The 21,487-nt window shown below is 76.0% G+C and carries 20 protein-coding genes and 1 pseudogene; 10 read left to right on the top strand and 11 right to left on the bottom strand.

Annotated elements, in window-relative coordinates:
- Position 1: 1 nt before the first annotated feature.
- The 4 genes from GKE82_RS10835 to GKE82_RS10820 are packed head-to-tail and all read right to left on the bottom strand — an operon-like array spanning position 2 to position 3,891.
- Entirely contained in the window at positions 2 to 1,156 is a 1,155-nt protein-coding gene (locus tag GKE82_RS10835) for an HtaA domain-containing protein (RefSeq protein ID WP_154733279.1), read from the bottom strand.
- Positions 1,157 to 1,975, bottom strand: coding sequence for an ABC transporter ATP-binding protein (locus GKE82_RS10830; RefSeq protein WP_309233544.1), 819 nt, complete (start codon positions 1,973 to 1,975; stop codon positions 1,157 to 1,159).
- Entirely contained in the window at positions 1,972 to 3,030 is a 1,059-nt protein-coding gene (locus GKE82_RS10825; RefSeq protein ID WP_154733278.1) for an iron ABC transporter permease, read from the bottom strand. Before GKE82_RS10825 ends, GKE82_RS10830 begins: the two co-directional genes overlap by 4 nt.
- The gene (locus GKE82_RS10820; RefSeq protein ID WP_154733277.1) at positions 3,031 to 3,891 is read right to left on the bottom strand and encodes an ABC transporter substrate-binding protein; all 861 of its coding nucleotides are present in this window, start codon (positions 3,889 to 3,891) and stop codon (positions 3,031 to 3,033) included.
- Positions 3,892 to 3,926: 35 nt separating this feature from the next.
- Here GKE82_RS10820 and GKE82_RS10815 point away from each other — a divergent pair, with 35 nt between their 5' ends.
- Positions 3,927 to 4,964, top strand: coding sequence for an HtaA domain-containing protein (locus GKE82_RS10815; protein ID WP_196189158.1), 1,038 nt, complete (start codon positions 3,927 to 3,929; stop codon positions 4,962 to 4,964).
- Positions 4,965 to 5,098: 134 nt separating this feature from the next.
- Here the strand turns inward: GKE82_RS10815 and GKE82_RS10810 are convergent, their stop codons facing one another.
- A complete protein-coding gene (locus GKE82_RS10810) occupies positions 5,099 to 5,854 on the bottom strand; it encodes a HugZ family protein (RefSeq protein ID WP_154733275.1) in 756 nt (251 codons plus the stop codon).
- 75 nt (positions 5,855 to 5,929) lie between these two features.
- Between GKE82_RS10810 and GKE82_RS10805 the strand changes: the two genes are divergently transcribed.
- From GKE82_RS10805 to pdxH, 4 genes and pseudogenes are all read left to right on the top strand, one after another.
- On the top strand, positions 5,930 to 6,640 hold the full coding sequence (locus tag GKE82_RS10805; RefSeq protein ID WP_309233543.1) for a response regulator transcription factor: 711 nt from the start codon (positions 5,930 to 5,932) through the stop codon (positions 6,638 to 6,640).
- A gap of 1 nt (position 6,641) precedes the next feature.
- Positions 6,642 to 8,126, top strand: coding sequence for a cell wall metabolism sensor histidine kinase WalK (locus tag GKE82_RS28330; RefSeq protein ID WP_154733274.1), 1,485 nt, complete (start codon positions 6,642 to 6,644; stop codon positions 8,124 to 8,126).
- Between the two features lie 45 nt (positions 8,127 to 8,171).
- The gene (locus GKE82_RS10795) at positions 8,172 to 9,443 is read left to right on the top strand and encodes a S1C family serine protease (protein WP_154733273.1); all 1,272 of its coding nucleotides are present in this window, start codon (positions 8,172 to 8,174) and stop codon (positions 9,441 to 9,443) included.
- A gap of 82 nt (positions 9,444 to 9,525) precedes the next feature.
- Positions 9,526 to 10,186: pseudogene (pdxH, locus tag GKE82_RS31385) on the top strand (pyridoxamine 5'-phosphate oxidase).
- Here the strand turns inward: pdxH and GKE82_RS10785 are convergent.
- Together GKE82_RS10785 and GKE82_RS10780 are read right to left on the bottom strand one after the other, a co-directional pair.
- Positions 10,164 to 11,078, bottom strand: a complete 915-nt coding sequence (locus tag GKE82_RS10785; protein WP_309233542.1) for a sterol desaturase family protein — start codon at positions 11,076 to 11,078, stop codon at positions 10,164 to 10,166. The pseudogene pdxH and the gene GKE82_RS10785 overlap by 23 nt on opposite strands.
- A 5-nt stretch (positions 11,079 to 11,083) precedes the next feature.
- Positions 11,084 to 11,797 (bottom strand): FadR/GntR family transcriptional regulator, encoded by a 714-nt coding sequence (locus tag GKE82_RS10780; RefSeq protein WP_154733272.1) that lies wholly within the window; start codon positions 11,795 to 11,797, stop codon positions 11,084 to 11,086.
- A gap of 79 nt (positions 11,798 to 11,876) precedes the next feature.
- On the opposite strand from GKE82_RS10780, the gene GKE82_RS10775 reads away from it, so the two are divergent.
- Positions 11,877 to 12,836 (top strand): type I phosphomannose isomerase catalytic subunit, encoded by a 960-nt coding sequence (locus GKE82_RS10775; protein ID WP_154733271.1) that lies wholly within the window; start codon positions 11,877 to 11,879, stop codon positions 12,834 to 12,836.
- Between the two features lie 24 nt (positions 12,837 to 12,860).
- On the opposite strand, the gene GKE82_RS10770 is transcribed toward GKE82_RS10775, so the two are convergent.
- Positions 12,861 to 13,649 carry a YaaA family protein gene (locus tag GKE82_RS10770; RefSeq protein ID WP_154733270.1) on the bottom strand — a complete coding sequence of 263 codons (789 nt, stop codon included), beginning with the start codon at positions 13,647 to 13,649 and terminating at the stop codon, positions 12,861 to 12,863.
- A 54-nt stretch (positions 13,650 to 13,703) separates the two neighbouring features.
- Between GKE82_RS10770 and GKE82_RS10765 the strand changes: the two genes are divergently transcribed.
- Positions 13,704 to 14,405: an FkbM family methyltransferase gene (locus tag GKE82_RS10765; protein WP_154733269.1), complete on the top strand. Its 702-nt coding sequence runs from the start codon at positions 13,704 to 13,706 to the stop codon at positions 14,403 to 14,405.
- Here the strand turns inward: GKE82_RS10765 and galE are convergent.
- On the bottom strand, positions 14,386 to 15,354 hold the full coding sequence (gene galE, locus GKE82_RS10760) for a UDP-glucose 4-epimerase GalE (RefSeq protein ID WP_309233541.1): 969 nt from the start codon (positions 15,352 to 15,354) through the stop codon (positions 14,386 to 14,388). The genes GKE82_RS10765 and galE overlap by 20 nt on opposite strands.
- 46 nt (positions 15,355 to 15,400) lie before the next feature.
- Positions 15,401 to 17,605 (bottom strand): choice-of-anchor Q domain-containing protein, encoded by a 2,205-nt coding sequence (locus GKE82_RS10755; protein ID WP_154733268.1) that lies wholly within the window; start codon positions 17,603 to 17,605, stop codon positions 15,401 to 15,403.
- Between the two features lie 122 nt (positions 17,606 to 17,727).
- Here GKE82_RS10755 and GKE82_RS10750 point away from each other — a divergent pair, with 122 nt between their 5' ends.
- The 3 genes from GKE82_RS10750 to GKE82_RS10740 are packed head-to-tail and all read left to right on the top strand — an operon-like array spanning position 17,728 to position 19,192.
- The gene (locus GKE82_RS10750) at positions 17,728 to 18,180 is read left to right on the top strand and encodes a hypothetical protein (protein ID WP_107566937.1); all 453 of its coding nucleotides are present in this window, start codon (positions 17,728 to 17,730) and stop codon (positions 18,178 to 18,180) included.
- Positions 18,177 to 18,695 (top strand): hypothetical protein, encoded by a 519-nt coding sequence (locus GKE82_RS10745; protein WP_154733267.1) that lies wholly within the window; start codon positions 18,177 to 18,179, stop codon positions 18,693 to 18,695. The genes GKE82_RS10750 and GKE82_RS10745 overlap by 4 nt, the downstream gene beginning before the upstream one ends.
- Complete coding sequence (locus GKE82_RS10740) at positions 18,692 to 19,192, top strand: hypothetical protein (RefSeq protein WP_154733266.1); 501 nt, start codon at positions 18,692 to 18,694, stop codon at positions 19,190 to 19,192. Before GKE82_RS10745 ends, GKE82_RS10740 begins: the two co-directional genes overlap by 4 nt.
- Here GKE82_RS10740 and GKE82_RS10735 read toward each other — a convergent pair.
- Positions 19,185 to 21,452: a choice-of-anchor Q domain-containing protein gene (locus GKE82_RS10735; RefSeq protein ID WP_154733265.1), complete on the bottom strand. Its 2,268-nt coding sequence runs from the start codon at positions 21,450 to 21,452 to the stop codon at positions 19,185 to 19,187. The two genes, GKE82_RS10740 and GKE82_RS10735, sit on opposite strands and share 8 nt — an antisense overlap.
- Between the last annotated feature and the right edge of the window lie 35 nt (positions 21,453 to 21,487).

Raw genomic sequence — 21,487 nt, 5'->3', positions numbered from 1 at the left:
GTCAGGAACCTGGGGTCGTGGTGAACGTGACGGTCATGGCGCCGAACGGGTCGCCGGGCGCGTAGAAGCCGTTGAAGACCGAGCCCTGCGTCTGTGCGGGCACGGCGCCCGGGACGTCGGTCAGGGTGCGGGTCGCTCCGTCGGCGGAGCCGCTGCGCGTGGCGGCGGCGGGGTCGAGGTCCAGCAGCGTCGCGCGGCGGCCGTCGAACGGGGTGCCGTCGCGGCCGGTGAACGAGAACGTCGCGCGGGACCCGCTGCCGGCGCCGCGCAGCTCGAGCTGCGGGTCGCTGGTCTCGAACTGGATGCCGTGGTCGCGGTAGGAGAACCCGACCCCGCCGCGGAACGTCAGCACCGCGAGGTCGCTCGCGGGGTCGTACCAGCCGCTGGCGAACGGGAACCGGAAGTCGTAGTCCAGCGGCACGGAGGTGCCGGGCCGCACGGTCTTCCCGGGCGCGACGGCGCCGCCGAGGACGCGCGTGCCCTCCCCGGTGTTCACGTAGCGGATGAACGACTCGCGCACGTGCCAGTCGAGCGTGGCGGCGGTGACGTCGACCGCGGTCGCGGGGCGGGCGGGGGCGCTGGTGCCCGCGCCGGCGGCGGTCCCGGCGAGGTCCGGGGCGACCGTCGCGTCGAGCGTCAGCGTCCCGAGCGAGCCGAGGCCGATCTCACGGATCCCGAGCGCGCGCCGCACGATCCCGGCGGCGGGGACGGCGAGCCGCAGCTTCCCGCTGCGCAGCCGCGCGCGGCCGCTGCGGCGGTCCAGGACGGGGCGCACCCCGGTGGTGGAGACGAGCACGGGCCGCCGCCGTCCGCCCAGCCGGGCGGTGACCCAGACGCTGCTGCCGAGCTGCAGCTCGACGTCGCCCAGCGTGATCGACCGGCCGCCGCGCACCAGCCGGATCGCGCCGCGGGTGCCGAGCGCGAAGACCGAGGAGCCGACCCGGCCGCCGGTGACGGGCAGCACGACGCGGGTCCCGAACGCCTCGGCGCCGCCGCTGCCCGCGAGCCGGACGTCGCGGTCGGTGAGCCGGGTTCCGGCGGGGCCGTCGAGCGTGAGGGTGGCGCTGCCCTCCCCGGGGCCGGCGTGCGCGGCGCCGGCGGTGGCGAGGACGGCCAGGAGCGCGAGGACGAGCGCGGTCGGCAGGGTGCGGAGCATTCAGCGGCCCTCCAGGGCGTGGGGGACGGGGCGCCAGCCGACGCGCAGCGCGGTCCGGGCGCCGTCGCCCGGGTCGAGCTCGGCGTCGACCTCCCAGACGGCGGCGAGCCGGTCGGGGGTGAGCACCTCCTCGGCGGGTCCGGTGGCGACGGTCCGTCCGCGGTGGACGACGACGATGGTGTCGGCGATGGCGGCGGCGAGCGCCAGGTCGTGGACGACGAGGACGACGGCGAGCCCGTCGTCGGCGAGCGCGCGCAGCAGCCGGGCGACGGTGACGGCGGCCCCGAGGTCGAGGCTGGCGGTCGGCTCGTCGGCGAGCAGCAGCGGGGCCTCCTGCGCGAGCGCGACGGACAGCTGCGCGCGCTGGAGCTCGCCGCCGCTGAGCGTGGAGAGGCGGCGCTGCGCGAACCCGGTCATGCGCGTGCGGGCGAGCGCCCGGTCGATCGCGTCGTGGTCGGTGGTCGTGGGTCGCCCGAGCAGCCCGACGTGCGGGGCGCGGCCGAGCTCGACGGCCTCGCGGACGCGGATGCCGTCGGGGACGCGTCCGCGCTGCGGCACGTAGGCCCGGTGGTGCGGACGGCGCCGCGCGCGGACGGCGCCGACGTCCTGCCCGCCCCAGCGCACGGTCCCGGCGGCGGGGGCGAGCAGCCCGGCGGCGACGCGGCCGAGCGTGGACTTGCCCGCGCCGTTGGGGCCGACGACCGCGACGAGCTCGCCGGCACGGGCGGTGAGGTCGCAGCCGTGCAGGATCGCGGTGCCGCCGATCCGCACGTCGACGCCGCGGACCTCGAGCAGCGGGTCGGGCCGGTCCACGCTCACGTCTCCCGTCGCAGCAGCACGAGGAACAGGGGGACGCCGAGGAGGACCATGATCGGGCCGACGGGCAGCTCGATCGGGGCGACGACGATCCGGGCCATCGTGTCGGCGGTGAGCACGAGCCCGGCGCCGATCGCGGCGCTGACGGGCACGACGTAGCGGTGGCGCGCGGTGCCCGCGACGAGCCGCACGAGGTGGGGGACGACGAGCCCGACGAAGCCGAGCAGGCCCGCGATCGCGGCGGAGGCGGAGGCGAGGAACGCGGCGGCGACCGCGGCGCCGAGCCGCACGAGCCGGGGGCGCGAGCCCAGCGAGGCGGCGACGTCGTCGCCGAGCGCCAGCCGGTCGAGCGGCCCGCAGAGCACGAGCGCGAGCGCGAAGCCGGCGAGGAAGAACGGCCAGGCGACGTCCATGCCCTCCCAGCCGTCGGAGGAGAAGCCGCCCGCGAGGAACAGGACGGCGCCCTGCACGCGGTCGCTGAAGGCGACCATCAGCGACGTGGTCCCGGCGCCGAACATCGCGCTGACCGCGATCCCGGCGAGGATCAGGCGCTGGGTGGAGCCGCCGCCGCGACCGCCCCAGGCGAACGCCATCACGAGCACGATGGCGAGCGCCCCGAAGGCGAGCGCCCCGACCGGCAGCAGCGCCACGGCGGTGGGGAAGGCGAGCAGCACGAGGACCGCGCCGAACCCGGATCCGGCGGTGACGCCGAGCACCTCGGGGGACGCGAGCGGGTTGGCGAGGGCGCCCTGGAGCATCGCCCCGGCGACGCCGAGGGCGGCGCCGACGGTCAGCGCCTCGACGGTGCGGGGCAGCCGCAGCTGCAGGACGATCTCCTTCAGCGGGCCCTCCTGCGCGCGGCCCAGGAGCGCGTCGAGGACGGTCCCCAGCGGCACGTCGACCGCGCCGAACGCCAGCGAGGCGGCGGTCGCCCCGACGAGCACCGCGAACGCGACGGCGACGACCGCGGCACGGCGCAGCCGCCGCCGGCGGGCGGGCGTGGCGTCCGGGGCGGGACCGCTGGTGGACGCGGGCGGGCGGGCGACGACCGTGCTCATCTACAGGTTCTTCAGGAACAGCCGGCGGACGTCGCGGATCGTCAGGTAGACGTCGTCGTAGGGCTGCAGCAGCGAGTTGCCGGTGGCGACGTAGACGCGGCCGTTGCGGGCGGCGCGGGTGGTCCGCCAGCCGGCCTTGGTGCGCAGGTACGCGGCCTGCCGGGCGTAGTCCTTGGACTCGCCGTGGGGGACGGCGATGATGATGTCCGGGTTGCGGGCGACGACGGCCTCGTCGGAGATCCGCGCGTACCCGTCCCCGGCGCGCAGGCCCTGGGTGAGCAGGCGGCCGCCGGCGCGCCGGACGACGTCGCCGCCCCAGCTGTTGGCGAGCATCGCGTAGGAGGTGCGGCCGACCCCGAGGACGAGCAGGACGGTGGGGCGGCGGCGGATGCCGCGGGTGACCGCGGCGACGCGGCGGTCGATGAACGCGGCGCGGCGGTTCGCGGCGGCGGAGCGGCCGAGGGCGCGGCCGATGCGGCGGGTCTGCGTGGCGACCTGGGCGACGGTGCGCGGCTCGGACTCGAGCACCGGAATCTTCAGCCGGCGCATCGCGCCGTGGCCCTTGCGCCAGACGGGGGCGGAGAGCACGAGCTGGGGCCGGCGGGCGGCGAGCTGCTCGATGTTCGGGCCGCTGGGGTGGCTGAGCGCGAGCCGCGGCACGCCGCGCAGCTCGGGCGCGAAGCGGTCCTGGCCGCCGAGCGTCTGGCCGATGGCGATGGGGGTGAGGCCGATGCGGGCGGCGGTGTTCGCGGTGAACGGGGTGAGTGCGACGACGCGGCGGGGGGCGGCGTCGGCGGCGGCCGCGCCGAGCGCGAGGGCGACGGCGGTGGCCGCGATCGTCCGGAGAGCGGTGGGTGCCATGCGCCGAGCCTAGCGCAATGTTAGGGTGCCCTGACATGCGACTTCTGATCGGCCTTACGACCGTGGGTGTCCTCGGGTGCGCGGCGACCGCCACCGCCGCTCCCACCCCGGTGACCGGCGGCGCGCTCGAGTGGACCCAGGCCAACGTCTACGAGACCGGCGCCCCCGACGGCACCAACCGCACCTGGCTCGGGTACACGACCGCGCTCGGCCCGCCGTTCACCAACGGCACCGCCCGCCCCACCGCGCCGGCCACCGGGCCGACCGTCACCGCGCAGAGCGCGCGCGGCGCCGACGCGACCGCCACCACGAGCTTCCCCGTCGCCGCGGGCGGCAGCTGGGACGCGGCGACCGGCGAGGGCACGCTCGAGTTCGCCGGGACGCTCAGCTTCACCTCCGCCGCGCACGGCTTCGCGATCACCGTCTCCAACCCGCGCGTCGTCGTCGCCGCCGGCCGCGCGCAGCTGTTCGCCTCCGGCTCGGGCTCCTCGGGGTCCGGGCAGTCCTCCTCCGCGGGCGCCACCTACGACCGCAGCCGCCCGGTCTTCGACCTCGCGCTCCCACCGGCGAGCACCGAGGGCACCGTCACGACGATCGCCGGCGCCGCGCCCGCGATCGCCACCGCCGACATGGTCTGGCCCGGCGGCAGCTACCCGGCGGGCGCGGGCCCCGACCGCACCCCGAACACGTTCGGGCGCTTCACCGTCCGGGTGGACACCGCCGCGGCGGCCGTCCCCGTCGCCGCCCCGACCCCGCCCGCGGTCGTGCAACCGGTCGCTCCCGTCGCGACGACGCCGGGGACCACCACCGCTCCGACGCGGCTCGGCACGCCGCGGATCCGCTGCGCGCGCACCCGCCGGGGCGGCGCGCCGCGCACCACCTGCACGATCACCACCGCGACGACCGTCCGCCGGGTGGCCGTCACCTTCCAGGGCCGCCGCGTCGGCCGGGCCACCGTCCGCGGCGGCGTCGCCCGCGTCGAGCTGCCGCGCAAGCGCCGCCGCCTCGCGTTCGTCCTGCAGGACGCGCGCGGTCGCGAGCTCGGTCGCCGCACCCTGACCGTCGGCGGCTAGCCCGACCGCGAGCGGCGGGCGCGACGCCGCACGCCCCGCGAGACTGTCCATCTCCGGCCCCCATGGGGGCAGGAGATGGACGGCCAAGAGCGCGATCCGCGTGTCGGCCGCCCCACCGGTGGGGCGTCACGAGCTCAGGCGAGCGCCGCCCGCGCCTGCTTCACCAGCTCGACGCTCGCGGCCCGCAGCTGCGCCGGCTCGTCGAGCCGCTGCGGCCAGCCGACCCGCGGCCACTCGCGCGACCCGTCCGCCCGCGTCACCGCGAGGTCCATGCCGTAGCGGTCGCAGCGCAGGCACTCGGCGGACAAGGCGTCCGGCAGGTCGGCGAGCGCCCGGGCGATCAGCAGCAGCGCGTCGGCGTGGTCCTCGTTGAGGTGGGCGACCGCGCCGGCCGCATGCGGCGAGACCGGGTCGGCGGTCGCCGTCGCGTACGAAGCGCCGTCGGCGGAGTCCATGCGCGCGAAGCCGCCGACCCAGCGGACGCGCTCGACGTCGACGATCCAGATCGAGAAGCCGTGGAAGTCGAGGAAGTCGGTGCCCGGGTGCGCGGCGAGGAACGCGGCGCGCGCCGCGGCCTCCTCGTCGGCGTCCCGCGCGCGCCGCGCGACGCCCGCGAGCGTCACGCGCGCGGTCTCGACCGGGTCGGCGGCCGGCGTCTGGTCCAGCACGCACAGCGACGCGCGCTGGTCGTCGACGAGGTTGCGGCCGTGCTCGGCCATCGTCGAGACGCACAGCACCGGCGAGCCGTCCGCCAGCAGCGCGTACGCGAGGTAGGACGCCCAGGGCGCGCCGTCCCCACCGACGGTCGCGAGCGTCGCGACACGGCCGTGCTCGGTCAGGGTGCGGGCCTGCTCGGCGGCGGTCGGGGCGGTCTGCGGCACGGAGGACATGACCGCAGCCTACGGGGCGCCGTCCTCACAGCAGGCTCTCAGGAACCGCACAGGAACCTGGCCGATAATCCCGCTGTGAGCACGAGCACCGCGTCCGAGTCGTCCCACCGCGTCCTCGTCGTCGACGACGAGCCGAACATCGCCGACGTCGTCGCGATGGCCCTGCGCTACCAGGGCTTCGAGGTCGAGACCGCCGGCGACGGCAAGACCGCCCTGGACGCCGTGCGGAGCTTCAAGCCCGACCTCATGGTGCTCGACATCATGCTCCCCGACATGGAGGGCTTCGAGGTCGCCGAGCGGCTCGGCGCCCAGCGGGCCTCGCTGCCGATCGTCTTCCTCACCGCCCGCGACAGCACCGAGGACAAGGTCCGCGGGCTGACCACCGGCGGCGACGACTACGTCACCAAGCCGTTCAGCCTCGAGGAGCTCGTCGCGCGCATCCGCACGATCCTGCGCCGCGCCGGGCTCGCGCAGCCCGAGTCGCACCGGCTCGTGTTCGAGGACGTCGAGATGGACGAGGAGACCCGCGAGGTCACCCGCGCCGGCAACCCGATCGACCTCACCGCCACCGAGTACCGGCTGCTGCGCTACTTCCTGCGCAACCCGCGCCGCGTGCTCACGCGCGCGCAGATCCTCGACCACGTCTGGGACTACGACTTCGGCGGCGACGCGCGCGTGCTCGAGACCTACGTCTCCTACCTGCGCAAGAAGCTCGACGCGCACGGCCCGTCGCTGATCCAGACCGCGCGCGGCGTCGGCTACGCGCTGCGCCTGCCGCGGAGCTGACGTGTCCCGGTTCGCCCCGCAGACGCTGCGCGGCCGGCTCGTCGCGATCCTGCTCGCCGTCGCCGCGGTCGGGCTGCTGACGCTCGCCGCGGTCACGTACGCGAGCCAGCGCTCGTTCCTGCAGGACCGCATCGACCAGCAGGCCCGCGACGGCCTCCCGGCGATCGGCCGCGAGCTCGACGAGGACCTCGGCCTGGACCCGCGCTCCGCCCGCTTCCCCTACGGCCGCGGCTTCCGCCGCCCCGGGGAGGGGCCGCCTCCGGCGAGCCTGCCGCCCGGCACCTACGGCGCGCGCGTCACCACGACCGGCGAGGTGCTGGCCGCGGGGATCTCCTCCTACCGGGGCGAGAGCGACGCGCCGAGCCTCGAGCTGCCCGACGACCTGCAGGCCGGCCAGCTGCGGACCGTGTCGATCGCCGACGAGCCGTACCGGATCGCCGTCGACCTCAGCCGCAGCGACGCGAACCTCAACGTCATCGCCGTGCCGCTGGCCGAGATGAACTCGACGCTCAGCCGCCTGCTGCTCGTCGAGGGCATCGTGATCGTCGCGGTGCTCGGCGTGCTCGGCGGCATCGCGTTCCTCGTCGTGCGGATCGGGCTGCGCCCGCTGGACGAGATGGCGGCGACCGCGGACGAGATCCGCGCCGGCGACCTCTCGCGACGCGTCGAGCCCGCCGACGACGCGACCGAGGTCGGCCGCCTCGGCCTCGCGCTCAACACGATGCTCGGCGGGATCGAGACCGCGTTCGCGGGGCAGCGCCAGAGCGAGGAGCGGCTGCGGCAGTTCGTCGCCGACGCCTCGCACGAGCTCCGCACGCCGCTGGCGTCGATCCGCGGCTACGCCGAGCTGTTCCGCATGGGCGCCGCCCAGAGCGAGGCGGACACGAGCACCGCGATGCGCCGCATCGAGGAGGAGGCCCGGCGCATGGGCGTCCTCGTCGAGGACCTGCTCGCGCTCGCGCGGCTGGACGAGACCCGCGCGGTGGTGCGCGAGCCGGTCGACGTCGGGGACCTGGCCGCGGACGCGGTCGAGGACGCGAAGGCCACCGCGCCGGACCGCGAGATCCGGCTGCACGTCGCCGCCGACGACGACCCGATCGTCAGCGCCGACCCCGACCAGCTGCGCCAGGTCCTCGCGAACCTCCTGCGCAACGCGCTCGTGCACACGCCCGCGGGCACCGCGATCGAGGTCCACGCCGGCAGCGCCCAGGGCGCGGGCGGGCGCGTCGCGCTGAGCGTCCGCGACCACGGGCCGGGGCTGCCGGTCGACGACCCGTCGACCCTGTTCGAGCGGTTCTGGCGTGCCGGCGGCGGCGGGCGCAAGCAGGGCCCGGCGGGCGCGGGCCTGGGGCTCGCGATCGTCGCCGGGATCGTCGACGCGCACGGCGGCACCGTCCGCGCCGAGAACGCCGACGGCGGCGGCGCCCGCTTCGTCGTCGAGCTGCCCGCCTACGCCGAGCAGACCGTGGTCCTCAGGAACCTCTGAGGTTTCCCGAAGGTCGGGGCAAGGTCCCGGGGGAATCCTGTGGACATGCCCCCCTCACCGCACGATCCCCTCTGGCAGGCCCCCTACCGCGATCCGGACGACGAGCCGACCCGCGTGGCCGACGAGCCCACCGCGCAGCACGCCCGTCCCGAGCCGCCCGCCCCGGCGGCGGCCGCTCCGGCCCGCCGCCGTCTCGGTGCGCGCAGCCTCGCGGCGCTGGGCGCCACCGCCCTGATCGGCGGGGCGGGCGGTGCGCTCGCGGTCGCGGCGTTCCAGCCGTCGAAGACCACGACCACCACGATCACCGAGGCCTCCTCGGGCACCGGCACGCGCGCCTTCGCGGCGTCCACGAGCGGGGGCGCCAAGACGGCCGGCGAGATCTACCAGCAGTCCAAGGACGCGGTCGTGTTCATCACCGCGAACGTCACCGAGACGCAGCAGACCCCGTTCGGCCCGCGCCAGTCCCAGGGGCAGGCGACGGGCTCGGGCTTCGTGATCTCCAAGGACGGCTACATCGTCACCAACCAGCACGTCATCGACGGCGCGACCACCGTGCGCGTGGAGATCGGCGACCGGCCCGCGCAGACCGCGCGCGTGGTCGGGCAGGACGCCTCCACCGACATCGCGCTGCTGAAGGTCGACGGCACCGACGACCTGCCGGTCCTGCAGCTCGGCGACTCCGCGGGCGTGCAGGTCGGTGACGCGACGGTCGCGATCGGCAACCCGTTCGGCCTGGACCGCACGCTGACCACGGGCGTCGTGTCCGCGCTGGCGCGCACGATCGAGTCCCCGAACGGCTACTCGATCTCCGACGTGCTGCAGACCGACGCGGCGCTCAACCCGGGCAACTCGGGCGGCCCGCTGCTCGACGCGTCCGGGCGCGTGATCGGCGTGAACTCGCAGATCGAGAGCTCCGGCTCCTCGCCCGCGAACACGGGCCTGGGCTTCGCGGTCCCGTCGAGCACGGTCAGGCGCGTGGTCGCGCAGCTGCGCGCCGACGGCACCGCCGAGCACGCCTACCTCGGCGTGAGCACGGGTGACAGCACGACCGGCAAGCCGGGGGCGACGGTCGCCTCGGTCGCCGACGGCGGGCCCGCCGCCGACGCCGGCCTGCGCGCCGGGGACCTCATCACCGCGGTCGACGGCAAGGCCGTCACCGAGTCCGGGGACGTGTCGCGCCTGATCGACGCGCACGAGCCCGGCGACCGGGTGACGATCACCGCGAGCGGCCGCGACGTCACCGTGACGCTCGGCACCCGCCCGCAGACCGCGGCTGGGCAGGGCAGCAGCGAGCAGGCCCAGCCGAGCCTGCCGTAACGGGCGCGACGGGGCGCGTCGGCCGGGCATCCTGGCGCGCCCCGCCCCCGACCGCGGGGGCCCGGATGGGATGCTCTGGTGCATGGATCTCGGAGAACTCCGCCGCAGCTACCTGCACGCCACGCTCGACCCGTCGGAGGTGGCGGCCGATCCCGTCGCCCAGTTCGAGCGCTGGTTCACCGAGGTGCAGGAGGCGCTGCCGTCCGACGCGGTGCCGTGGGAGGCCAACGCGATGACGCTCGCGACCGCGTCCCCGGACGGCCTGCCGTCCGCCCGGATCGTCCTGCTGAAGGCGGTCGACGAGCGGGGCTTCGTCTTCTACACCAACCGGGAGAGCCGCAAGGGCGAGGAGCTCGCGGCCAACCCGCGCGCCGCGCTCGTCTTCCACTGGGGGCAGCTGGAGCGTCAGGTCCGGATCGTCGGGACCGTCGAGCGCGTGTCCGACGAGGGAGACCGAGGCGTACTTCGCGACCCGTCCGGCGGGCAGCCGCCGCGGGGCGTGGGCGTCGGCGCAGTCGCGGCCGATCGCCGACCGCGCCGCGCTGGAGACCGCCGAGGAGGAGATCGCGCAGCGCTTCCCGGACGACGACGCGATCCCGGTCCCGCCGTTCTGGGGCGGCTACCGCGTCGTCGCGCTGGAGGTCGAGTTCTGGCAGGGCCGGCGCGACCGCCTGCACGACCGCGTCCGCTACCGCCGGGACGGCGCCGACGCGGCCTGGGTCATCGACCGGCTGCAGCCGTGACGGGCGGCTCGGGTGCCGTCGCCGCGGCGGCGGTCCCGGGCTGCTCGTCGTGGCGCCAGCCGGGCGGCTTGACCGTGTAGCGGAGCTTGTCGGCGAGGCGGTCGGCGCGCTGCATGTCCGCCCAGATCGCCTTCCACTCGTGCGTGGCGACCTGCACGGGGTTGAACGTCCCGATGTTCGTGGTCAGGCCGTAGCGGACGCGCTCGCCCTCGGGCTCGAAGGTGCCGAACAGGCGGTCCCAGACGATGAGGATGCCGCCGTAGTTCTTGTCGAGGTAGCGGGCGTTGGCGCCGTGGTGGACGCGGTGGTGCGAGGGGGTGTTGAAGACCCACTCGACCGGGCGGGGCAGGCGGCCGATCCGCTCGGTGTGCAGCCCGAACTGGTAGATCAGCGAGATCGCCTGCTGCATGAGGATCATCCAGGGGGCGAAGCCGAGCAGCGCCAGCGGCAGCCAGAACGGCAGCGCGGTCATCGGCACCCAGGGCTGGCGCAGCGCGGTGGAGAGGTTGTAGTGCTCGCTGGAGTGGTGCACGACGTGGGAGGCCCAGCCGATCCGCACGCGGTGCCCGACGCGGTGGTACCAGTAGAACGCGAGGTCGTCGGCGACGAACAGCAGGACGAACGCCCACCAGGCGTCCTGCGGCATCCGGATCGGCGTGAGCTCGTAGAGAGTGACGTAGAGCGCGACGACGACGAGCTTCCAGCCGACGTTGATCGCGACGTTCCCGAGGCCCATCGTGAGGCTCGTGACGGTGTCGCGTCGCTCGTAGCCCCTCAGCGGGGTGGCGGGCTCGTCGTCGTGGTGGTCGTGGCCGAGCAGGTGGTAGCTCAGCGCCTCGAGCGCGAGCAGCAGGACGAAGAAGGGGATCGCGTAGGTGATGAGCTCGGACACGGGGATCAGTCCTCCGACGGGACGGTGGTGAGGAGGGCGCGGGCGGCGATCTCGGCGGCGGGGGCGTCGCGGCGCACGACCGCGTCGACGAGCGCGACGTGGCCGTCGTCGTCGCGCAGCTCGTCGGCGAGCAGGGCGAGGGCGGGGGCGCCGATGGCGCCGACGCCGGCGACGAGGCTGTTGAAGGCGAGGCGGTAGGCGAGGTTCTGCGCGCCGTCGACCAGGGTGGTCCAGAGGTGCGCGTAGGCGGTCTCGCGGGCGGCGAGGTCGTCGGGGGCGCAGGCGGTGACGGCGGCGAGGTGACCCGGGAGCGCCAGGAGGGTGTCGGCGTCGGCGCGCTCGGCGGCGCGGCCGGCGACGTCGGTGCCGATGCAGGCGCGCATCTCGAGGACGCCGGGCAGCACGGCGACGGCGAGGTTCGGGTCGACGGTGCCGTCGGCGGTGGCGCCGGTGAGCTGGGTGAGGAGGTCCAGGCCGCCGGTGGCGCGCCAGTCGCGCACGCGGGTGGCGCCGCCCTGGGCGACCTCGACGAGCCCGGCCTGCTGCAGGCGCTTGACGGCCTCGCGGACGGCGTGGCGGTTGCAGCCGAGCTCCTCGGCGAGCGCGCGCTCGCTGGGCAGCGGGTCGCCCGCGTGGAGGGTGTCGCCGAGGATGTCGGCCCGGAGGCGGTCGAAGATCGACCCGGACACCGTGGACGCCGTGCTGGTTGGACCAGTCATCGGGACTGGTTGTACCAGTCACGCATCGGCGCGTGCAAGCTCATGTCGCTACGACGTTCAGCCGATACCGTTGCCGATGATGACCTCGACGGCCCTCGCGCCCCTGCGCTTCCTCCCCGGATACCACGAGCGGGTCTGGGGCGGACGGCGGCTCGAGAGCGTCTACGGCAAGCCGCTGCCGCAGGGCACCTACGGCGAGTCCTGGGAGCTCGTCGACCGCCCCGGCGAGGAGAGCGTCGTCGCCGCCGGCCCGCTCGCCGGCCGCACCCTCGGCGAGCTCTGGCGCGGTCCCGAGCGCACCCGCATCTTCGGCGCCCGCGCCGACGGCTGGGGCGACCGCTTCCCGCTGCTCGTCAAGGTCCTCGACTGCGTCGAGACCCTGTCCGTGCAGGTGCATCCGCCCGCCGACCTCGCGCCCGCCCTCGGGGGCGAGCCGAAGACCGAGATGTGGGTCGTCGCCGACGCCACCCCCGACGCCCACCTGTTCGCCGGCCTGCGCGCCGGGGTCACCCGCGAGGCGTTCGACGCCGCGCTACGCGCGGGCGAGGACGTCAGCGCGATGCTCCACCGCATCGACGTCGCCGCCGGCGACGTCATGTTCCTGCCGTCCGGCCGCGTGCACGCGATCGGCGCCGGCAACCTCATCGTCGAGATCCAGCAGAACTCCGACACGACCTATCGCGTCTACGACTTCGACCGGCCCGGCCTCGACGGCCGCCCGCGCGAGCTGCACGTCGAGGAGTCGATGCGCTCGATCGACTGGGACGACGTCGAGCCCGCGCTCGTGCAGCCCGACGGCGAGACGCTCGTCGCCGGCGAGCTGTTCGTCGTCGAGCGCTGGGCCCTGGACGGCGCGCGCCGCGTCACCGACCCGGGCGAGTGCGCGATCGTCGTGCCGCTCGACGGTGCCGTCGAGCTCGACGGCGAGGCGCTCGCCGCCGGCGAGTTCGCGCTCGTGCCCGCGGACGCGTCGGCGCAGGCCGCCACCGTCAGCGGCACCGCGACCGTGCTGCGGATCATGCTCGCGCCGCGCGCCTGACGCGCGCGCTCGCGGCCGGGCCGCTCAGGCGGTCTCGATGACGTCGAGCGTCCACGTCGCGACGCCCCCCGTCCCCGGCCTGCCGGTCCGCGCGAGCTCGACCGTGCGCCCCGAGCGCTCGACGAGCGTCGCGAGGTCCTCGGGGCTGCGGGGATCGGTCCGCGCCTGCGCGACGAGCCGGGCGACGTCGCCGCGCGTCGCCTTCGCCATGTGGCTGATCGGCTTGCGGGTCCCGTCGGCGGCCTGCGAGAACGCGCGCACCGCCACGAGCGTGCCGCCCGCCGGCTTCCACGCGGCCGCATAGCCGCCCGAGCGGCAGTCGACCACGAGGTCGTCCGGGGGGAGCGCCGCCGTCAGCGCGGGCTTCCAGGTGGCGGCGAGCGTGCGCCGCAGCGCGGGCACCGTCGCGCCGATCGACAGGCGGTAGGCGGGGATGCGGTCCTCGAGCCGCACGACGCCCCACAGTGCGCTGGCGACGAGCACCCGCTCGGCTGCGCGCTCGCGGGCGCGCGGGGTCAGCGAGCCGAGGTCGAGGTGCTGGTAGAGCACGCCGCTGTACACGTCGGCCGCCGGGCCCGCGGGCGCGTCGCGCAGGGTGGCGTTGCGGTCGAGCTCCCCGGCGAGGCCGGGGGAGAGGCCGAGCAGGTCGAGCGCGCGGCTGCGCGAGCGGCCCGCGCAGAGCCGCACGAGCGCGTCGAGCACCCGTGCCCGCACGGGCCCGAGCTCGGCGTCGTGGACGAGCGCGGCGAGGTCGACGGGCGCCCCGTCGGCCGGGGCGGTCTTGCCCTCGGAGGGCGGCAGGAGGACGAGCATGCGGCCGCCGAGGGTACGGGCTGCGCGGGCGGCCTGCGGTACGGTCCCGGCCCGATGCCGAGCCTGCTCCCCCGTCTGCGTGACGCCGTCGTGCTGCGCGTCCAGTCGCGCCGGTTCCGCCGTGCGCTCGAGGTCCGCCCGCGCCCCGACGCGGCGACGATCGCGGACCCCGGCTACGGCGGCTACGTCGTGCCGACCGGCGGCCTGGGCCCGGACAGCGTCGTCGTCCTCTGCGGCACGGGCACCGACATCAGCTTCGACCTCGCGCTGATCGAGCGGTTCGGCTGCCGCGTCCTGGCGCTCGACCCGGTGCCCGACGCGGCCGCGTTCGTCGCGCGCGCCGCCGCCGACGAGCCGCGCCACGAGTTCCTGCCGGTCGCGCTGTGGGACGAGGACACGACGCTCGACTTCCACGCGCCCCGTGTCGCCGGCTACATCAGCCACTCCGCGACCGACATGCACGGCACCCCGGTGGCGTTCACCGCCCCCGCGTGCCGGCTCTCGACGCTGATGGCGCAGCGCGGTCACGACCGCGTCGACCTGCTGAAGGTCTCCGCGGAGGGCAGCGAGTACGCGATCCTGGCGGACGTCCGGCGGTCGGGCCTCGACGTGCGTGTCGTGACCGTCGAGTTCGCGACGCCCGTCGCGCCCGCGGTCGCGCTCGCCGAGGTCGCGCGGATGCGCGAGGCCGGGTACGACGCCGTGTGGACCCGGGCGGTCCCCTACAACTGGAAGGTCACGTTCGCGCGGCGCTGACCGCCGCCCACGCGCTCGCGACCATCTCGTCGAGCCCGTGCGTGGCGCGCCAGCCGAAGTCCCGCTCGATCCGCGCGGTGCTGCCGACGATCCGCGCGGGATCCCCCGGGCGCCGCTCGTGCCGCTCGGGCTCGAAGTCGATCCCGGTGACCCGCCGCACGGTGTCCATGATCTCCAGGACGCTGACGCCCTCGCCACGGCCGACGTTGTAGGCCTGCCCGCACGGCAGCCCGTCGTCGAGCCGCGACGCGGCGGCGACGTGCGCGTCGGCCAGGTCGACGACGTGGACGTAGTCGCGGATGCAGGAGCCGTCGCGCGTCGGGTAGTCGGTCCCGAACACGGCGGGACGCCGGCCCTCGGCGACCGCGCCGAGCACGAGCGGGAAGAGGTTGTACGGGCTGTGGTCGGCGAGGTGCGGCGGACCGGAGCCGACGACGTTGAAGTACCGCAGCGACGTGTGACGCAGGCCCGGGGTCACGTGCGCGACGTCGCGCAGCAGCCACTCGCTGATGAGCTTCGACTCCCCGTACGGGCTCTCGGGGCGACCGACGACCGCGTCCTCGTCGACGATCTCCTCCGCCGGCGTGCCGTAGACCGAGGAGCTCGAGGAGAACACGAACCGCTCGATGCCGCGGTCGGCGACCGCCTCGAGCAGCACCTGCATGCCGGTGACGTTCTCGCGGTAGAAGTGCAGCGGCCGGTCGACGGACACGCCCGCGTACTTCCAGCCGGCGAGATGCACGATGCCCGTGACGTCGTGGTCCAGGGCCCGGTCGACGGCGGCGCGGTCGGTGACCGAGCCCTCCACGAGCGGCACGTCCTCGGGCACGAAGGCGCGGTATCCGGTGGAGAGGTCGTCGAGGACGACGACGTCCTTCCCCGCCCGCTGGAGGGCGAGGATGATGTGCGAGCCGATGTAGCCGGCGCCGCCGGTGAGAAGCCAGGTCACCGCGCCAAGTCTAGGGCGGTGACCTGGGAGCTTCCTCGGAGCCGGGCTACTCGATCTCGAAGCGCCGGAAGTTCTGCGTCGTCTTCTTCGCCTCGACGAGCCGGCCCGCGACGATCGCGCGCGACCAGATCGTGTAGCGGCCCTTCGCCAGCACCGGCAGCGCGAGCCGCCAGGTCCGCGTGCCCTCGGCGGTGACGTAGAGCGTGCGACGGCAGTCGCGCAGCGCCGAGAACCGCTGGTCGGGCCGCAGGAAGCGGCACTTCGACCCGACCTTGCGGGCGACGGACACGCGCACCTTCGTGGTGCCGCGCCCGGCGGTGCCGCGGATCGTGATCGGCTGGCGCGGTGCGCGGACGACCGCGGGCCGGCTGATCGGCTGCGGGAGGGCGATCGCCGTCGAGCCCGCCGGGGTCGTCGGCGCGGGCGGCACGGCGGCCGGGACCGCTGCCGCCGGGGCGGCGGGCTGCGGCTGCGGCGCGGGCGCCGGCGGCGCGTCGCGCTCGACGGCGCCGATGTCGGTGCCGTCGCCGCCCGTCGCGTTGGCGACGTCGGCGAGGTCGACGGTGCGGGCGGCGCCGCGCTGGTCGGCGGTCACGCCCGGCGCGGCGCTGCCGGCGTCCAGTGCCGGGCTCGTCGCGGACGGCAGCTGCGTGGCGGTCGGGCCGCCGTTGTCGGCGAGCGCGCCGAGCTGCGGGTCGACGCCGATCAGGCTCGGACGCGCGGCGTCGGTGCGCACCCGCGCGGTGCCCGGGACCTGCACGAGGCTGTGCTGGAGCACGAAGCCGGTGCCCGGCGTGTCCTGGGTGCCGGGGGCGATGCCGAGGTCGCCGGGGGCGCCGTTGGTGGTGTTGCCGGCCACGATCGACGAGCGCAGCACCTGCGTCGGCGCGACGAGGATCTCCTGCTGGGTCTGCGGGTCCTCCGCCGGCCGCGCGTCGAGGCGCACGGCGCCGCCGTCCGCGTCGGTGGCGGTGTTGCCCGCGATCGTCAGCGCGTCGAGGGTGACGCCCGTGTCGGTCGGGGCCGCCGCGCGGGTCCCGCGGCGCGCGCGCAGCTGCGGGTCCTGGATCCCGATCGCGGCACCCTGCCCGGCGCGGTTGCCGGTGAAGGTCGACCGGGTCACGTTCGCGTCCGCCGCCGCCTCGGCGAGGACGGTGAGGCCGCCGCCGCTGCCGGCGACGTTCCCGGAGAAGGTGGAGCGGTCGACGGTCGCCGTCGCGCCCTCGCGGACGAGGCCGACGAGGAGGCCACCGCCCGTGCCGTCGGTGTCGTCGTCCCCGGCCGTGTTGTCGGCGAAGGTCGACGTCGTGACCGTCAGCGGGGTCGTGTCGTCGACGCGGTTGACGCCGACCGCGCCGCCCGAGACCCCGGCGGTGTTCGCGGCGAAGCGCGACCCGCGGATCGTCAGCGGGGCCTGTGTCTGGTTGCGGCCGTACTTCGAGCGCGCGACGGCGCCGCCGGAGAACGCGCTGGCGTTGCCGCTGAACGCGGAGTCCTCGATGGTCAGGGCGCCGACCACGGCGTCCGGGCCGAAGTCCGATCCGGGGACGAACTGCGCGATGGCGCCGCCGGGGCCGGTCGCGCCGTTGCCCTGGAAGGTCGTGCGGGCGACCGTGGTCGTCCCGCCCGCCGCGATCGCGCCGCCCGTGCCGGTGGTGCTGTTCGCCGTGAGCGCCGCGTCGCGCAGATCGAGCGTCGCGCCCGCCCGCACGAGGATGGCGCCGCCGCCGTCGCCGCCGCCGTACTTGCTGGGGTCGTTCACCCAGCCGCGCGTGAGCGTCAGGCCGCTGAGCGCCAGCGTCGCGTCGGGCGACACCTCGAGGATCCGCGTGTCGCCCTGGCCGGTCGTGCCGCTGCCGTCGCTGTCGCCGCTGATCGACAGCAGCTGGCTGCCGGGACCGGTGATCGTCAGCCCGCCGGGAGCGACGTCGAGCTGGCCGCCGACGAGGCGGATCGTGCCGGTCAGGCCGCTGGCGAACGTGATCGTGTCGGGACCGTCGGTGGCGTTGGCCTGCTCGACGGCGGAGCGCAGGGTCAGCTCGTCGCCCGGCGCCTGCCGGGTCTCGATCGCCGGCTTGCGGTCCGCGGTGGTGGTGACCACGAACGTGGCCGCGTGCGCCCCGGAGGCGGCGACGGCGGACGCGCCGGCGACGCCGCCGGCGATCAGGCCGGCGCGGCGCAGGCGCTGCTCGCGCTTGGCGGCGGACAGGACGCGGCGCCGATGGGCCCGGCGCACGGAACGGTTGGACATCTGGACCTCTGTGCTGACGTAGGGGGACCATGACGGCCCGGAAGGCCGGGAACCCTAGCCGGTCCGGCGGTCATCTGCGACCCGCGTCCGAGATCCGGGCGCGACGCAGTAGCGTCTGCACCATGGCTCCCCCGGCGACGATCCGCCCCCCACGGCCGCAGGACGGCCCGGTGCTCGAGCGGCTCGGCCTGGCGGGCGAGCGGGTCGTGCTCGTGCTCGAGGACGGTCCGGACGGGGTGCGCGCCGCGACCGCGGTCCGTCCGGCACGGGTCGAGCTCGTGGGCGGGCAGGACCTCTACCTCTACGCGGCCGCCGCGACCGGCCTGCTGCCCGAGGAGGCCGACCGGCTGCTGAGCGCCACCTACGCCGCCCTCGACGCCGAGCACGAGCCCGGCCGGGACGGGGAGCCGATCGGCCTCTGCCTGCTGATCGCCGACCGCGCCGAGATGCGCCGCCGACCGCAGGCGCAGTGGGAGGACCCGCCGATGCTCTACGTCGGCTACCTCGGCGACCGCCGTCAGGTGCGCGTCGCGTACTTCGAGGGGGCGCTGCTGCGCCCGCCGGTGACCACGTGAGGATCGGGCCGTGGCGCCTGGCCGACGGCTACCGGGTCGAGCCGTTCGAGGGGCAGGACGAGATCGCCGCCGCCGACGTTGTCGCCTTCTGGGAGGCGGAGGGCGTGCTGAGCCCGCAGGAGCGCGAGGAGCGCGTCCACGAGTTGCTGCTCGTCGCCCGCGCCCCCGACGGCACGCTCGCCGGCGTGACGACCGCGTACCTGGAGCGCGAGCCGCAGCTCGGCGCGACGATGTGGTGGGTGCGCGGCCTCGTCGGAGCGGCGCACCGCGGCAGCGCCGTCGGCTACTGGCTGGGGGTGCGCTCGCGCGAGGTGCTCGCCCGCCGCTTCGCCGAGGGGGCGGACACGCGCGGCTCCGGCGTGCTGTTCCAGCTCGAGAACGAGGAGCTCGCGCGCGCGTTCCCGATGGCGGTCTGGCCGACCATGGGCTTTCGCTTCTACGCGCGCAACGTCGCCGGGCAGGACCTGCGCGTCCACTGGTTCGACGGCGCGCTCGCCCCGGAGCCCCCGTCGTGACCGGGCCCTGCACGTACCTGCCCCTGGAGGGCCATCCGCAGGTCGGCCCGCAGGACGTGCTCGATCTCTGGGTCGGGGAAGGCGCCCTGGACGCCGCGCAGGCGCAGGCGCGGCTGCCCGAGGTCCTGCACGTCGCAGTCACGTCCGCGGGCGAGCTCGCCGCGGTCTGCACGGTCCACCTGCACGAGGACCCGCAGCTGCGCGCCGACCTGTGGTTCTACCGGACCTACGTCGGGGTCCGTCACCGCCGGTCCACGGTCGCCGAGGGCCTGCTGCGCACGACGGTCGAGCTGCTCGAGGCGCGCTGGCAGGACGGCCGCGACCGGCGCGGCGCCGGGATCGCGTTCCGGCTGCAGAACGACGGGCTGCGCGCCGCGCACCGCGAGGCGGTGTGGCCGCGGATCCCGATGTCGTACGTGACCCGCAGCCCCGGTGGGGAGCTGCGGGTCCGCTGGTTCGCGGGCGCGCTCGCGCCCGACCCGCCGCGCGCTACCTGACCTCGAAGCGACGGAAGTTGCGGCTGGTCTTCTTGCGCTCGACGAGCTTGCCCTGGACGATCGCGCGCGACCAGACCGTGTAGCGGCCCTTCGGCAGCTTCGGCAGCGTCAGCCGCCACGAGGTCGTGCCCTGCGCGGTGACGTAGAGCGTGCGGCGGCAGTCGCGGGTCGCGGAGAACGTCCCGCCGGGCAGGAGGAACCGGCACCGCTTGCCGACCTTGCGGGCGACCGAGACGCGCACCTTGGACGTGCCGCGCCCCGCGGTGCCGCGCAGGGTGATCGGCTGCCGGGTCCGTGCCGGGAGCACCCCGGGCCGGCTGAACGGCGCGGGCGGCGCGACCGCGGTCGTCCCGGCGGGGGTGGTCGGGATGGTCGCGGGCGGCACCGGGGCGGCCGGGGCGGCCGGCTGCGGCTGCGGGCTCGGCGGGGCCGGGGGCGTCCCGGGCGCGGGCAGCTCGACCGCGCCGATGTCGCTGCCGTCACCGCCGACCGCGTCGGCGACGCCGGGCTGGTCGGCGGGCCGAGGCGCGCCGCGCTGGTCGCTGGTGATCCCGGGTGCGGCGCGGCCCGCGTCGATCACGGGGCTGTCGGCGGCGGGCAGGATCGTCGCGGTGGGTCCGCCGGCCGGGGCGAGCGCGCCGAGCTTCGGGTCGACGCCGAGCAGGCTCGGGGCCGCCGGGTCGGTCGTGTAGGCGGCGGCGATCGGCGCCTGCACGAGGCTGTGGCGCAGCGCGAACCCGTCGCCGGGGCCGCCGGCCGGCTCCTGCCCGAGGTCGTCGGGCGTGGTGTCGCCGGGGGCGCGGCCCGCGCGCTGCTCCAGCGGCTCGACGACGACGTTCCCGGCGACGATCGAGCTCGACAGCACCTGGGTGCCGGGCGCGCTCGTGGTGCCGTCCTGCGTCGGCACCTGCGTGGGGGCCAGGTAGATGCCACCGCCGCGCTCGGTCGCGCGGTTGCCGGTGACCGTGAGCGCGTCGAGCGCCACCCCGGTGGTCGAGGCCGCGGCACGGGCCATGGGCGCCGGGCCGGGTGTCTGGGCCGGGATCGCGATCGCGCCGCCGCGGCCCGCCTGGTTGCCGGTGAACGTCGAGCGGGTGAGCGCGAGGGCCGAGTCGGCCGCGCCGGAGATCGCGACGCCACCGCCGAGGTCGGTGGCGGTGTTGTCGACGAACGTGTTGCGGTCGAGCGTCCCGCCGCCACCGGGAAGCCCGCCGGACGGGCCCGAGGCGCTCCCGGCCTGGACGGCGACCGCGCCGCCCAGGTCGGCGGTGTTCGCGCTGAAGGTGCTGTCGGTGATGGCGAGGTCGTCGCTGTCGGGGGCGGGTGCCGCGAGGATCGCCCCGCCGGTCTGCGCCTGGTTGCCGGTGAACGTCGAGGTCGTGACGGTCAGCGGGGCGGCGCGCTGCTGGTCGTCCGGCGCGTACTTGATCGCCGCGCCGATGCTGGCGACCGCGCCGCCGACGAAGCCGGCGTTGCCCGAGAAGCTCGAGTCGGTGATCGTCAGCGAGGACGGTCGCTGTGCGTCCTCGGTCGAGGGCAGCTGCGCGATCGCGCCGCCGAAGAGGCCGCTGTTGCCGGAGAAGGTCGTCCGCGTGACGGTCGTCCGGCCCCCGGTGAGGATCGCCCCGCCGATCGTGAACTCCTGCGGCCCGGACTGCGACGTGAAACGTCCGTTCTGCGTCAGCGCGGCGTCGTGGAGGTCGAGCGTCGCGTCGGGCTCGACCGTGATCGCCCCGGCGTACTTGAAGCGCGAGTCGCCCGAGCGCCCGTGCGAGCCGGTGATGCCGCTGAGCTCCAGCGCGGCGTCCGCGGTGATCGTGAAGAGCGACGTGTCCCCCGGCGAGGCCTCGCCGTCGGCGTCGGCGTCGCCGCTGATCGTGAGGACCTGCGAGCCGGGGCCGGTGATCGTGAGGCCGCCGGGCCGGACGGTGAGGGGACCCGACTGCAGCCGGATGGTGCCGGAGAGGCCGCTGGCGAACGTGATCGTGTCGGGGCCGTCGGTGCCGTTGGCCCGCATGATCGCGTCGCGCAGGGTCAGCTCGTCCTCGGCGGCGCGCTGCGTGCGCTCGCCGCCGACCCAGCGGGCCGGGTCCGCGGTGGAGGTCACCACGAACGTGTCGGCGTGGGCGGCCGGGGCGGTGACGGCGGCGGCGCCGAGGACGACGCCCGCGGTGAGGCCGGCGCGGCGCAGGCGCGCCTCGCGACGGGTGGCGGCGTCGAGACGACGCCGATGGGCACGGCGGACCGAGCGCTGCGACATGGGGACCTCGTGAGGAAGGGGCTGGACCTGGACCT

It is taken from the genome of Conexibacter sp. W3-3-2, assembly GCF_009707605.1.
In the GTDB taxonomy this organism is placed as follows: Bacteria; Actinomycetota; Thermoleophilia; order Solirubrobacterales; family Solirubrobacteraceae; genus Paraconexibacter; species Paraconexibacter algicola.
The sequence above is the reverse complement of the archived record's forward strand: the minus strand, read 5'-3'. Positions and strand labels throughout refer to the sequence as shown.

What these genes read in the sequence shown, in the direction of transcription:
- GKE82_RS10835 (WP_154733279.1), bottom strand. Translation starts at nt 1,156, where the DNA reads ATGCTCCGCACCCTGCCGACCGCGCTCGTCCTCGCGCTCCTGGCCGTC.
- GKE82_RS10825 (WP_154733278.1), bottom strand. Translation starts at nt 3,030, where the DNA reads ATGAGCACGGTCGTCGCCCGCCCGCCCGCGTCCACCAGCGGTCCCGCC.
- GKE82_RS10820 (WP_154733277.1), bottom strand. Translation starts at nt 3,891, where the DNA reads ATGGCACCCACCGCTCTCCGGACGATCGCGGCCACCGCCGTCGCCCTC.
- GKE82_RS10815 (WP_196189158.1), top strand. Translation starts at nt 3,927, where the DNA reads ATGCGACTTCTGATCGGCCTTACGACCGTGGGTGTCCTCGGGTGCGCG.
- GKE82_RS10810 (WP_154733275.1), bottom strand. Translation starts at nt 5,854, where the DNA reads ATGTCCTCCGTGCCGCAGACCGCCCCGACCGCCGCCGAGCAGGCCCGC.
- GKE82_RS10795 (WP_154733273.1), top strand. Translation starts at nt 8,172, where the DNA reads ATGCCCCCCTCACCGCACGATCCCCTCTGGCAGGCCCCCTACCGCGAT.
- GKE82_RS10780 (WP_154733272.1), bottom strand. Translation starts at nt 11,797, where the DNA reads ATGACTGGTCCAACCAGCACGGCGTCCACGGTGTCCGGGTCGATCTTC.
- GKE82_RS10775 (WP_154733271.1), top strand. Translation starts at nt 11,877, where the DNA reads ATGACCTCGACGGCCCTCGCGCCCCTGCGCTTCCTCCCCGGATACCAC.
- GKE82_RS10770 (WP_154733270.1), bottom strand. Translation starts at nt 13,649, where the DNA reads ATGCTCGTCCTCCTGCCGCCCTCCGAGGGCAAGACCGCCCCGGCCGAC.
- GKE82_RS10765 (WP_154733269.1), top strand. Translation starts at nt 13,704, where the DNA reads ATGCCGAGCCTGCTCCCCCGTCTGCGTGACGCCGTCGTGCTGCGCGTC.
- GKE82_RS10755 (WP_154733268.1), bottom strand. Translation starts at nt 17,605, where the DNA reads ATGTCCAACCGTTCCGTGCGCCGGGCCCATCGGCGCCGCGTCCTGTCC.
- GKE82_RS10750 (WP_107566937.1), top strand. Translation starts at nt 17,728, where the DNA reads ATGGCTCCCCCGGCGACGATCCGCCCCCCACGGCCGCAGGACGGCCCG.
- GKE82_RS10735 (WP_154733265.1), bottom strand. Translation starts at nt 21,452, where the DNA reads ATGTCGCAGCGCTCGGTCCGCCGTGCCCATCGGCGTCGTCTCGACGCC.